The 13,799-nt window shown below is 24.5% G+C and carries 12 protein-coding genes and 1 other annotated feature; of the genes, 1 reads left to right on the top strand and 11 read right to left on the bottom strand.

Annotated elements, in window-relative coordinates:
- Window positions 1-58 precede the first annotated feature (58 nt).
- Window positions 59-272 (bottom strand) — a binding site (T-box leader).
- Between the two features lie 82 nt (window positions 273-354).
- The 8 genes from truA to larE all read right to left on the bottom strand — a co-directional run bounded on the left by truA (window position 355) and on the right by larE (window position 8,235).
- On the bottom strand, window positions 355-1,092 hold the full coding sequence (gene truA / locus CHF27_RS03975; RefSeq protein ID WP_095406150.1) for a tRNA pseudouridine(38-40) synthase TruA: 738 nt from the start codon (window positions 1,090-1,092) through the stop codon (window positions 355-357).
- A gap of 66 nt (window positions 1,093-1,158) precedes the next feature.
- A complete protein-coding gene (locus CHF27_RS03970) occupies window positions 1,159-2,580 on the bottom strand; it encodes a sensor histidine kinase (protein WP_095406151.1) in 1,422 nt (473 codons plus the stop codon).
- A 2-nt stretch (window positions 2,581-2,582) separates the two neighbouring features.
- Entirely contained in the window at window positions 2,583-3,281 is a 699-nt protein-coding gene (walR, locus tag CHF27_RS03965; protein WP_095406152.1) for a cell wall metabolism DNA-binding response regulator WalR, read from the bottom strand.
- A 17-nt stretch (window positions 3,282-3,298) separates the two neighbouring features.
- Window positions 3,299-4,669, bottom strand: coding sequence for a polysaccharide deacetylase family protein (locus tag CHF27_RS03960; protein ID WP_095406153.1), 1,371 nt, complete (start codon window positions 4,667-4,669; stop codon window positions 3,299-3,301).
- A 13-nt stretch (window positions 4,670-4,682) separates the two neighbouring features.
- Window positions 4,683-5,303 (bottom strand): HDIG domain-containing metalloprotein, encoded by a 621-nt coding sequence (locus tag CHF27_RS03955; RefSeq protein ID WP_095406154.1) that lies wholly within the window; start codon window positions 5,301-5,303, stop codon window positions 4,683-4,685.
- A gap of 175 nt (window positions 5,304-5,478) precedes the next feature.
- Window positions 5,479-6,192, bottom strand: coding sequence for a hypothetical protein (locus CHF27_RS03950; RefSeq protein WP_095406155.1), 714 nt, complete (start codon window positions 6,190-6,192; stop codon window positions 5,479-5,481).
- A 75-nt stretch (window positions 6,193-6,267) separates the two neighbouring features.
- Window positions 6,268-7,416: a THUMP domain-containing class I SAM-dependent RNA methyltransferase gene (locus tag CHF27_RS03945; RefSeq protein WP_095406156.1), complete on the bottom strand. Its 1,149-nt coding sequence runs from the start codon at window positions 7,414-7,416 to the stop codon at window positions 6,268-6,270.
- A 9-nt stretch (window positions 7,417-7,425) separates the two neighbouring features.
- Window positions 7,426-8,235 (bottom strand): ATP-dependent sacrificial sulfur transferase LarE, encoded by an 810-nt coding sequence (larE, locus tag CHF27_RS03940; RefSeq protein WP_095406157.1) that lies wholly within the window; start codon window positions 8,233-8,235, stop codon window positions 7,426-7,428.
- 168 nt (window positions 8,236-8,403) lie between these two features.
- Here larE and CHF27_RS03935 point away from each other — a divergent pair, with 168 nt between their 5' ends.
- Window positions 8,404-8,637 carry a hypothetical protein gene (locus CHF27_RS03935; protein ID WP_095406158.1) on the top strand — a complete coding sequence of 78 codons (234 nt, stop codon included), beginning with the start codon at window positions 8,404-8,406 and terminating at the stop codon, window positions 8,635-8,637.
- Between the two features lie 70 nt (window positions 8,638-8,707).
- On the opposite strand, the gene CHF27_RS03930 is transcribed toward CHF27_RS03935, so the two are convergent.
- The 3 genes from CHF27_RS03930 to CHF27_RS03920 all read right to left on the bottom strand — a co-directional run bounded on the left by CHF27_RS03930 (window position 8,708) and on the right by CHF27_RS03920 (window position 13,798).
- Entirely contained in the window at window positions 8,708-11,935 is a 3,228-nt protein-coding gene (locus CHF27_RS03930) for a ligand-binding sensor domain-containing protein (protein ID WP_095406159.1), read from the bottom strand.
- Between the two features lie 356 nt (window positions 11,936-12,291).
- Window positions 12,292-12,942 (bottom strand): ABC-2 transporter permease, encoded by a 651-nt coding sequence (locus CHF27_RS03925; RefSeq protein ID WP_095406160.1) that lies wholly within the window; start codon window positions 12,940-12,942, stop codon window positions 12,292-12,294.
- A gap of 4 nt (window positions 12,943-12,946) precedes the next feature.
- Window positions 12,947-13,798, bottom strand: a complete 852-nt coding sequence (locus CHF27_RS03920) for an ABC transporter ATP-binding protein (RefSeq protein WP_095406161.1) — start codon at window positions 13,796-13,798, stop codon at window positions 12,947-12,949.
- Between the last annotated feature and the right edge of the window lies 1 nt (window position 13,799).

The raw sequence follows: 13,799 nt of genomic DNA, 5'->3' as shown, positions 1-13,799 counted from the left end.
CTTTAATTTAATTAGCGTGATATGCAAATTTTTGTATTAAAAAACGCCTCTTGAAAAATCAAGAGACGAAATTTTATCCGCGTTACCACTCTAATTAATAAGTTAAACTTATTCACTCTTACTCTTAAGGCGAGATATACCTACTATCATACTTATAATTTTCAAATAGCATTCTCCAAAGCTCTCTTCATCCATATTTTCTTACTAGGCTTCCACCATCCCTAGCTCTCTATAAATCTAATTTAGACTACTCTCTTTTTCATAGAATTTTTATTATTTAATTTTTTTATTTATAATATATAGTATTTTATATACTCTATTATGTCAATTATATGATTTTTTATTATATATTTTTTAATATTTTACTTTATATAGACATAGCCCCTTTGCTTGTGCTGTATCTGATGCTTTACTTCTATCTTTATCTTCTAACATAGTCTTTATATCTTGAGGTGTTTTTTTCTTATGACCTACTTCTATTAATGCTCCTACTATTATTCTGACCATATTGTATAAAAATCCATTACCTTCTATATATATTTCTATAAGGTCATTATTTTCTTGTATACTTATAGAATTAATTTCTCTTACATTAGACTTTTTCTTAGATTTTGAAGATGCAAAGCTTGTAAAATCATGTTCTCCTACTAAATACTCACTTGCTTCTTTCATTAAATTTAAGTCTAGCTTCTTTTCAATATGCGTTGCATATTTTCTAGAAAATACTTTATGGAATTTATTGTTATCTATTTTGTATAAATAAACTTTAGATTTTACATTATATCTTGAATGGAATCTATCATCTACTTCTTCTATACTTTTGACAACAATATCCTCTGGTAAATATTCATATAGATATTTTTGCATTTTTTCTACAGAATATTGGCTATTTGTTTTAAAGTTTACAACTTGTCCACAAGCATGAACTCCCATGTCTGTTCTACCAGAACCTATTATTTCGATATCTTCTTCTTCCATTTTACTTAAAACTGATTCTATTTTTCCTTGTATTGTCATTTCATTATCTTTTAATCTTTGAAATCCTTTGTATCTTGATCCATCATACTCTACAGTCATTTTTATATTTCTCATTTTTTCCTCTTTCTAAAGTAAATGTCTAATTAGGAATATTATTTCCAAAAACATTTATTTCATAACCTAAATTGATTCAATAATTTTATTTTTTAATGTGAAAGTTATAATACTTCCAACACCCTTTTTACTTTCAAGGGTCATTTTTCCACCGTGTAGTTTAACTATTTCATTACTAATAGCTAGTCCTAAACCACTACCTGCTTTATTATAATCTTCTTGGAAGAATTTATCTAGAACTTTTTCTAAATTATACTCCTCTATACCTTCTCCATTATCTATTACTTTAATAGTTGTAAATTCCTCATCTTGAGCAACTGTCACTAATATGTAACCGCCATCACTTGTAAATTTAATAGCATTTTGTATTAAATTTATTAAAACTTGTCTTAACCTATTTTTATCGCCTTGTATATTTTCTATTTGATTGTTTTTAAATTCTGTTATTAATGATATATTTTTTTCAATTGCTTTTACACTTAATTGATTAACTACTCCTTTTGCTAGACCTTCAATGTTAACTATATCTACTTTAAGTTTTATTCTATCTGATGAAAGTCTCGAGAAATCTAATAATTCCTCAACCAATTTAATAAGTCTTTCAGTTTCATCTTGTATAATTCCAAGACCTAAATCTAATTCATCTTTAGTTATACCTTCATATCCTAGCGTTTCACTCCACCCCTTTATAGATGTAAGTGGAGTTCTTAATTCATGAGATATAGAGGATATAAACTCTTCTTTTAATTTTTCACTTTTATCTATTTCAGATGCCATATATTCAAAAGTTTGTGCTAAATCTCCTATTTCATCATCTGAAATATTAGTATTTTTAAGTTTTATATTATAGTTACCATGTGCTAATTCATTTGCAAATTGCTTTAATTCTCTTAATGGTTGTATAAGAGTTTCTGCAAATTTCAAACTTATAGATATAGCAATAAGTAAAATAAATATTCCTGCTAAAATTAATCCTAAACCTATTTTAAATATTGTACTATCAATTTCATCTAGTGATGTCGTATACCTTACTACACCTTCTATAACAGAATTTACTTTAAGAGGAACAGAAACACTCATTACATGTTCATTAGTATCATTTGTCTTATAAATGTATGGAGTTAGATTTTTAACATCTTTTAAAGCTCTATCTACATCTTCATAATCAGCCTTTTTATAAGTTTTAAACCCATATTGGTCTAATATAATATTTTTATTCTTATCTATTATATCTATTGAAACATTCTCACTATTGTCTTTTTCAAATATATTATTAATCTTCTTTTCAAAACTACTAGTTTCCATTGGAATTGATTTATAAGCGTTATTTGTATATCTTACATGACCTTTTAAAATCTGTTTTACAGAATCATAATAATAATTTTGAATATAAAACATGAATAACCCTTCAAATAAGGTTACTGTTATTATAATTATCATAAAATAATTTTTTATTACCTTTTTTCTTAGCCCCTCAAAATGTAACACTACTATTCTTCCTTTCTAAAACAATATCCATAGCCCCAAATAGTTTGTATATATTTTGGTTTTGATGGGTCATCTTCTATTTTGTTTCTTATTCTTCTTATATTAACGTCTACTATCTTAAAATCATATAAGTAATTGGTTCCCCAAACTTCATCTAATATTTGATCTCTACTTAATGATTGTTGTGCATTAGACATTAAATATTTTACTATTGAGAACTCTGTTGGAGTAAGTTCTATTTCCTTGTTATTTTTAAACAACTTTCTTTTATCTATATCAAGTAAGAATGGTTGTGATAAAATTTCATTGCTTTTTGTATTAGAATCATCTTTTTTAATTCTTCTAAGTAATGCACTAACCCTAACTAGCAATTCTTTTATACTAAATGGCTTAATTATATAATCATCTGCACCTGATATAAAACCTTCTATCTTATCTTCTTCTTGTGCTTTTGCAGTAAGCATTATTACTCCAACCTCATCAAAATTTTGCCTTATAAATTTACATACATCTATACCACTCATATCAGGTAGCATTACATCAAGTAAAGCCAGTGAAATCTCTTTTTCTGTTGTTAGTTTTTCTATTGCTTCACTTCCAGTTCCTGCTTCTATTATCTCATATCCTTCTCTTTTTAAGTTTATACTAATAAAACTTCTAATACCTATTTCATCCTCTAATATTAATATTTTTTCTTTCATATTAATCCTCCCAATAATTACTCATATATTAATGAAAAATAGTCTTTTAATGTCTCTACTGTTATATTTAATTTTTTCAATTCTTCTGTATTTTTAGTATACAATGAAAAAATATAATCTTCAGTTTCATTAAGCTTAACTCCAGTTTTATTACTCATATTTTTATTTTCATCTATAGCACTTTTATTTATAGCACAGATTGTAAATAACTCTTTTGATTCTGAGTTTAATGTATCATAATAAATAAATTTGAACAAAATATTTTCTCCCGGATATTCTTGTTCTACATATAATTTATTAACTAAATTATTTGGTACTAAAATTTTATAAGTATATTGATAATTATAATATATTTGATTTATAAATACCAATCCTGAATCTTTTCCGATTTTGCCATTCCATTTATACCAACTCACATTTGAAGCAGATTTTAAAGTATAAGTGCTTCCATTAGCTTTTCCATTTAATATTGGTATTTCTATTATTTTATCTTTATTCATATCTTCAGTTGGTATATAATATGCTTTCATTAAGTTTTTGTCATTATCATCAAATGCCTTATTTATTTTATTATTTTCTATATATAATATTTGAGTTATATTATTACTTTCTTTTAATGTAGTATAATCTAGTATTACACCCTTTATATCTTTTGTTACATTACCAATTGTTATATGTAAATCACTTAAATTTTTAACATTCTCAAATTTAACATGGTCTATAACTTTTAAAGTTTCTTTAAATTCAGCTAGACTTGCATACATTTGATTATTCTTTGAATTATAATGAAACATTAATATATCTAAACCTTTATTTTTATCTATATTTCCAATTTTAATTTTCATATCTAATAATTCATCTTTATCCTCTAACCATGTAGGATTTAAAGTATAAACTTTATTTATTTCCCCATTTTTAAACTTATATATATACATATTCGTCTTATCTGTTGATTTTACTAATAAAACAATTTCTTTATTTCCATCTGAATCTAAATCATAAAAGTTTGCATATTCTATAGAATCTCCTTTTTCCCATATTTTACCTTTATCAGTATAACTTCCATCTTTGTTTTTACTCAATACCATAAATCCAACTTCATTTTCATTATTAGTTGAACCTTCTTTTTTTTCAAATGCTACTATCTCATTTGTATCATCGTTGTCTAAATCAACTTCATTAATTTTACCAGTTTCCATTGAATTATTTGGTAATACTAATGAATATCCAACTGTTAATGATTTTGATATTGCATTTGATATCCCTAATTTAGATTCATTTACTATTGGTTTTTTTATTAATCTTTCTGGAGACTCTGTACTTGTACTACACCCTGTAGTGGTAGACATTAATAAAAATATCAATGGTATTAACTTAAATAACTTCATCTCAAACCTCCTACTATTTTACGTCTGTACAGTAGCTAACAAATCTTTCTATTCTTTCCTTTTCATTTTTGATATCTTCTTTTGTCATATTTCCACGACCTAATCTATCACATAAAGATAAATTTGCTACTTCCTTAAAATCAACTTCTTTTAGCATATTTTTCAAATCAAAAAAGGGTAAATTTTTATCAAAAAATAATGGTTGCATATGGTATTTCACAAGATCTGATACTTTTTTATTAAATATTTTATCATCACTTAATTGATTTAAAAATTCCAATGCTATTTTTTTACCTTCTACATCATGATTATATGAAGTTATTCTATTTTTTCTAATTCTTGTTGTAGTTAACTTGCCAATATCATGAAGCAATGCTGCCCACATAAATACCCTTTTATCACTTGAATATTCTTTATTTTTACTAGCTTCATCTATAACAAGTAAAATATGATTTAAAACACTTCCTTCTGGATGATATTTTATATTTTGATCTATATTATCTAGTTTTTTTATAATATCAAAAGGTTGTTTATCAAATTTACCCTCTTTAATTAGACGTTTTATCCCCTCAGATGGTTTGTCCATTTTTAATAAAATTTCATCTATTTCTTTATATATAGCTTTATAAGTCATACAAATCACCATTTTCTTTTAAATTTTTATGAATTTATTACTACTTTATATAAATATACAAAATAAAAGCTTAGCATTTATCACTAAGCTCTTATTTATATTTTAACACTATTTATACGTTTTATTTATACTTTTTATTTTGCAAGTATGACTATTTTGCTAAAAATGATATTTTTTACTTTTTAGGAAACTTGTCTTTTGACCAAATCAAATCTTCACATTTAGACTCTTCTTCTTTAAAATCAACATCTTGTGGCTTATTACTTCTAAAGTCTCCATTTTCATATGATATATATTCTTGTTCTTTTATTCTAACTTCAATATCATTATTAGTATTTTCTATTTCTTCTTTAGTCTCTTTAATTTTTACTTTTTCTTGATTATCAGAATCTTTTACTCTCTTTTTAGTTTTAATAATATCATTGTTTTTATGAGCTTTTTTAATATGTTTACTGTGTTTTGTATTTTCAATTACTTCTGGATTTTTTTCAATTATATTACTTTTTTCTTTTTTTTCTTTTTTAGGTGATTTCTTATTTTTATTTATTTTTGTTGCTTTAGTTGTTTTCCCATTACTCTTACTACTTGATTTTTTTTCTGTTTCATCATTTTCTTTGTTTTGATTATTATTTTGAATTTTTTTACCCTTTTTTTTATTAGAAGACTTCTTCTTACCAAAATTCAAATTTAATTTATTGCTTTTTCCTTTTTTAGAAGAGGTATCTTCTAATCCAAATTCACTTCTTTTTTCTTCTGGAACTAAATCGTTTAGTATTACTTCATTAAATTTTTCTTCATATTGAGGTTTCTTTTCAGATATTTTACTACTCTTATTTGAATTCTTTTTTCTTATATCTTTTTTACGGTTTTTACCCGAAATTTTTAACAATTATTACACCCCCTAAAATACTATTTATATTATTTATATTATTCTAGGAGGAAAATTATTTTAACTTATTAAATATTAATCATTTTTTCTTGGTGGTCTTGATCCTATATATTGATATAAGTTAGTTTTTAACATACCATTATATAATTTTCTTCTTTTATCTGCATCTTTTCCAAATTCTTTTTCAAAATCTTCATAAGAAGTAATTAAATAATAAGACCAATTTTTTAATTTTCTAAATGTATATCCTAACTCTTTATAAAGCATTTTTACAGTATCTACATCTTCTAATCTTTCACCATATGGTGGATTTGTTACTATAAATCCATATTCTTCTTCACTGTTGAAATCAACTGCATTTCCTAAATTAAATTCTATGTATTGATCTACTCCTGCGATTTCTGCATTTTCACGAGCAATGTTTATTGCTTCTTCATCTATATCATATCCATAGATTTTAAACTCTATATCATTGTCTATTTTATCAAAAGCTTCTCTTCTAATGTCCCACCATATTTTTTTATCTATAGTTCTCCACTTCTCAGATATAAACTCACGGTTTAATCCTGGAGCCATATTAATACCCATCATTGCTGCTTCTATTAATATAGTCCCTGATCCACACATAGGGTCAACTAAAATTCTTCCTGGCTTCCACGGATTTAAATACATCATTGCTGCTGCTAAAGTTTCTCTTATAGGAGCTTTATTTGCTTTTTCTCTATAACCCCTTTTATGAAGAGCATCCCCTGTTGTATCTATTGATAATGTAACTTTGTCTTTGTGTATAAAAACATAAATTGGATATTTTTCTTTATCCTCTTTTAAAAGCCCACTTTCTAAGTAACTTTTCTTTAGACTTTCAACTACAGCTTTTTTTACTATTGATTGTATATCTGGTATACTGTGTAACTTAGATTTAATTGTTGATGCCTTAGTTATTGGAAACTGAGCTCCATATGGAATATACTTAGCCCAGTTAATTCTTTTAGTATTTTCAAATAATTCATCAAATGATTTCGCTTCAAACTCTGCTATTTTAAGATGAACTCTTTCTGCACATCTTAACCACATATTTGCTTTTGCTATACCATATTCATCTGTTTTATATGTTACCCTTCCATCCTCTGTTTTTACTATTTCAAATCCTAATTCTTTTATTTCTCTTGCTAACATCTTTTCTACACCAAAAAAACATGGTGATACTAGTGTATATTTTTTCATAAATGCCTCCTACTTTTTAATGCCTATATTCATGTTACCCATTTTATATCCTGCCATATCTAGAGTCACATATTTAAATCCAAGCTCTTTTAGTTTATTATTTGTCTTATCTAATATATCATTACTAAAAAATTTATATATTTCATCTTTTTCAACTTCAATTCTAGCTATATCTTCATGTATTCTAACTCTAAATTGATTAAAACCTAATTCTACTAAATAGTCTTCACTTTTTTCTATCATTCTAAGCCTATCATTAGTAATTTTTGTTCCATAAGGGATTCTAGTTGCAAGACATGCAAAGGCAGGTTTATTAAAAGTCTTAAGTCCCATATCCTTAGATAATGCTCTTATATCTTCTTTAGTAAATTCACAGTCTTTAAGAGGGCTAACTATATCTAACTCCTCTAATGCTCTTAATCCTGGTCTATAGTCACCTAAATCACTTAAATTAGTTCCATCTAAAATATATTTGATGTTATTATCTTTTGCTACTTTTTTTATTATAGAAAATACTTCTTTTTTGCAATAGTAACATCTATCTTGTCCATTATTTATAAATCCTTCAATTTTAAATTCATTAATATCTACTACTATTTGATTTACATTAAATAATTTTGCATATTCCTTAGATTCACTAATTTCTTTATTTGAATGCATCATAGCATTAATAGTAACTGCAATAACTTTGTCTTTTAAAGTATCTTTTGCTACTTTTAATAAAAAATTGCTATCAACTCCTCCTGAATAAGCAACTGCAACACTTTCAAGTTCTGTGAGTTTCTTTTTTAATAAATTCAACTTTTCATTTAAGTTCATTTAGTACTACCTCCACTGACTTATAGTAGCTAATATTTATGATTGCTTCATTGTTATTTTAACTCATTTTTATTCTTATATCAATAAATAACAACTTTAGATATTTATTGATTTGAAAATTAATTTATTTTATTGTATTATAAAATCATCTTAAAGGGGGATATGACAATGGAAATTAATTATGACATCCTAAAAAATTTACTTAAACATAACAAGAATATGAAATTAAAGTTTCGAGAGGATACTAATATTTTAGATGTATTTATTTACACAGAGGTATTATTAACTTTAGAATTACCTAACAATAATATCGAGCAGCACAGTGAAATTATTTATAATTCTATAACTTCATTAGATATGGTTACTATGTATGTACCTAAAATATACGTAAAAGATAACTAAAATTAAAAAGAGGCTATATTTAAATTTGTTTTCACACAAATCTATATACGTCCTCTTTTTTATTTTAATTCTATATATTTTTATCTTCTACTAATAGTTTGTCACTACTTACAGGTAAAATTATAGTAAAGTTACTACCCATCCCAACTTTACTTTCAAGTTCTATAGTACCTTTATGCATATCCACAATATGTTTTGTTATAGTGAGACCTAGTCCACTACCTTCTTTAATTTGTGGTGAGTTATTTTCAACTTGGCTAAATCTATCAAAAATGCATTTTTGATGTTTTTCATCAATTCCTACTCCACTATCTTTTACACTAATTAAAACTTTATCATCTAAATCCTTTATATTCACTTCAATTTTCCCACCACTGTCCGTGAACTTTTTTGCATTTCCAATTAAATTCACTATACATCTTTCTATTTCATATTCATCACAATCTATTAGCTTCTCCTCAATATCAGTATCTATTATTAGCTCTATTCCCTTTGATTCTACATAATCTTTCAATCCTAATGCTGCTTCTTCTACTATACTAACTATGTCTTTTTTTTCCAGTTTGATTATATAACTGTTATTTTCAAATTTAGTACTATCAATTATATTATTTATCAAATTTAATAACCTTTTACAATTTTTAGTTGTTACCCCTATATAGTAATCTAACTTTTCTTTGCTTATTCCTTCATCTTTTTTATTTAAATTGTTGATAAGTTGATTTACTCCATTAATTACATTTAATGGGGTCCTTAATTCGTGGGACAAATTTAAAAAATAATTATTCTTATTTTTTTCTAAATTTATAATCTTATCTGATAGTTGTGTGCTTATCTTAATCTTATCTTGTAGTTCTTTCGTTTTGTTTTCTACAAGTCTATTTAATCTCTTAGTTCTTGTTTTGTTTAAATATATAAAAATTAAAATAATTAATACATATATAATTTTTGCTATATTATTTTTCCAAAAAGGTTGTTTTATAGTAAAAATAATACTTTCTTCTTTACTAACTGCTCCATCATAATTAATAGCTTTTACTCTAAGTTTATAATTACCTGGAGCTAAATTATTAAACGTAATTTGTGGCTCTTTTGTACTCATCCAATCTTCAATATTATCATCGCTTTCATTATTTTTCTCTAACTTATATTTATATACAGTTTGATTTTTACTATCATAAGATATTAAAGAAAACTTAATGCTTATATTATTTTGATTGAATTTTAATTTTAAATTATCTTTATACTCATATTTTTCTCCTTTAACTAAAAACTCATTTAAAGCTAAACTAGTTTTATATGTATCTTGATTAATTTCTTCTGGTTTAAATATTGTTAAACCACTAGCCCCTCCAAAGAAAAATTCTCCTTTATTATTTTTATAGCATATATTAGGTCTAAATTCATAGATTTGAAATCTATCTGTACTTTCTAAGCTTCTTAAATCATTATTTTTTATATTTAATTTTAATATTCCATAATTTGTACTAAACCAAGGATTATCTTTTTTATCTAGTAAAACACAATTTACACGTTCTTTGTCTAAAGTATAATTAGTTTTATATCTTATAAATTTATTACTATTCTTATCCAATTTATTTAGTCCTTCAGATGTTGATACCCATATGTTTCCCTTAGTATCTTCTGTTATGCTACTTATATTATTAGAACTTATACTGTATTTATCATCTTTGATATTTTTATAAAACTTTACACTTTTTTTATTTATATCTATCTTTGCTAATCCACTACCTCTTAAATATCCTACATAATAACAGCCTTCTTTATCTTCGTATATAACAGATGGTCCTTTATCATTTATTAATTTACTATCTATCAAATTATTTATATCTATTAGTTCATTATTTTTTGTATCTAATATATTTATTCCTTTACATGTACTAATCCATAAATACCCCTTACTATCTAAAAATAAATCTATTATTTTTTTACCTATTAATTCATTTTTTTCATCATATGATTTTATAGTCCTAGTTTTCTTATCTACTATATTTAGTCCTAAACTAGTGGCAATATATATGTTATTATTATTTCCTACTATATCACGAACATGTTTTGAATATAAATCGCCTTTTATATATTCATCCAATTTATAAACTTTATCTTGTTTTCTATCTATAATATCTATTCCTTTAGATCTTGTTCCTACCCATACTAAATCATCTTCATCTTCATAAATACATTTAACTGACTTATCACTAATTGAGTTTTTATCTAATGGATTAAATGTATAATATTTTATATTTTTATTTGGATGAAATACACTAATACCTGAATGTGTTCCCACCCATATTCTACCACTCGATGCTTGCATTAAACTAAGTGTAATATCATCTAACAAACTACTTTTTTCATATGTATTATTATAAGTTTTAAAATCATCAGTATCATAATTATATTTTGAAATACCATTTGCTGTACATATCCATAAGTTTTTCTTATCATCTAATAATATTCCACCTATTACATCACTTTTCAATGAAGTTTTTTTACTTAAATCACAAGAATGTCTTTTCCAAGAATAGTCTTTTGTATTTATTTTAATTAAACCATATCCCCTAGTTCCTATCCATATATTTTCCTTATTATCAAAATATATTTTAGATATAGAATTCTTATCAATTCCATATTCTTTATTATGAAAACGTTTTTTCGATATGAAATTTTTAGATACAATATCAATTCCTTTGTCTGTTCCTATCCATATATTCCCTTCATCATCTTCTTCTATAGAAGTTATACTCTGACTAGCAAGGTCTTTTTCTTTATCAAGTACTCGCTTGAAAATATCATTTTCTTTATCATAGATATTAATGCCTTCATCAGTACCTATTATTACATTACCTGATTTAGTTATTTTTATATCTTTTATACAAGAATTTAAATTTTTGTAATTTTTTATTTTATTATTTTTTATATTTATCTTGCTTAGACCACATTGTGTTCCAACCCATATATCATTCTGATTATCCGCTTGTATATCTACTATTTGATTATTTAATATACTATTTTTATCATCATCATCATCATGCTTATAAATTTTAAATTTAGTCCCATCAAATCTATTTAATCCATCACATGTTCCAATCCAAATATATCCCTCACTATCTTGAATCATAGATGTTACTGTTGATTGCGATAACCCCTCGTTAACAGTTATATTACTAAATTTAATATCATCATATGCTAGGGTATTATCTGTTGTTGCTATTATTCCTATAGAAATAACTAATAGTAAGCTTAAAATTTTCAATCTACATTTTTCCCTAAATGGCATCTTATTCCCTCTTTCCCAACTTAAACTTATTAATAAACTTTACAAGTTAATTGTAATTCATAAAGACAGAACTCGCTATATTATTTAATATCTATTATAAATTTAATGAATTATTTTATTTTTTAATGTAAATTGTTTAATGTAAATTGTTTAATTTACAAAAAAAAGAAATACTCTAAAATAATAATTTATTAATATTCTACATTTATAAATAAATTTCCTGTAAATTATATTAATATTTAATATAATTTATTAATATCAATACTCAGTTTACTTTTATTTTTCAAATGTAGATTATTTAATTAAATCATTTAATTTTAGAATACTTCCTTTTTCATTATATATTTATATATTTTTTATAATATTTCTTTTTTACAATATAGATTTTTAGACACTAAATATGAAATATATATTATTAGTATGTTTATAATTATTAATAAAATTGAGACATTAATTAAACTTAATTTTTCTAATATAACTTTCATAAATTCAACTTCTTGAGCTATTGAAAATACTATAGTTGGCAACATTACAATTCCTATAACTAAAAAAGTCATAAACATTCTACCTTTTACTGCCCCAAATTTTAGTACACAAGGTATCATTGCTGATATACCTATAATCCCAACTGTTATCCCCACTCCAAGAGTTAATTTATAGTCTAATAATTTTCCTGCGTTTGATGGAATTTTAGTAGCTAAATAATAACATAAAACAAATATACAAACTGATATTAATATATTTATAATCCCAATAACATACCTAGACGCTACATATTCTTTTCTTCTTACTGGTATATAAGATATAAGATGATTTATACCATATGTGTCTTCATAGCTTGTTAATGTTTGGGTTATATTTAAAATTAAAAGTGGTATTAACATATTTAAAAATATTGGATTTACAATAGATACCGCTACAAAAATAATAACTGGAATAAATGTCATCTTTTTTATTGAATTCAAATTTGAATAACTCAAATTTACTAATTTCATGGTGTTGCCCATAATATTACCCCCTTGTATAATAAGTTAATATATCTTCTAAATTTGGTTTATCATATACAACTTCTTCTCCAAATATTTCATAAGCTTCATATCTATTAACACATAGTCCTTCAAATCCAAATGAATTTTCATGTATTGAGATAAAAATTTCTTTAGTTTCATAATTTAAAAGTTCTTTTTTCCCTTTAACTATTACATGATTTTGTAAAATATTATCTTTATCTCCTGATAAAATAATTTTTCCTTTATATATAAAAACTAAGTAATCTCCAACTTTATCTAAATCTGAAGTTATATGAGTTGAATAAAAAATCGTAGCATTATCTTTTTCTATTCTATCTTGTAATATTTCTAAAAATTCATTTCTAACTAAAGGGTCTAAATTAGCTGTTGGCTCATCCATAATTATTAATTTAGGATGATGAGAAAGTGACATTGCTAATTCAAATTTTTTCTGTTGACCTTTAGATAATTCCTTATATATCTTTTCTTCATTTAGTTCAAATTGATTAATATAGGACTTGTATAAGTCTTCATCCCAATTTTTATAAAATGTATATATTGATTTTTTTATATCTTTTAATTTTGCATCTTGTAAATATCCTGATACATCCCCTATATATCCAATTTTTTCCTTTATATCTAAATCATCACGCACATAATCTTTACCTAAAACTTTTATACAACCTTCATCTTTTGATATCATATTCATTATTAAATTTATTGTAGTAGTTTTACCTGATCCATTTGGACCTATAAAGCCTGTTATAAATCCTTGTTCTATATCTAATTTTTCAATTTTCAAAGTAAAATCCCCTAAAGTTTTACTTAAGTTTTTAATTTCTATAATCCCCATA

It is taken from the genome of Romboutsia maritimum, from assembly GCF_002251085.2.
Classification (GTDB): Bacteria; Bacillota; Clostridia; order Peptostreptococcales; family Peptostreptococcaceae; genus Romboutsia_B; species Romboutsia_B maritimum.
Note: the sequence above shows the minus strand (reverse complement) of the source record. Positions and strands in the feature narration are given on the sequence as shown.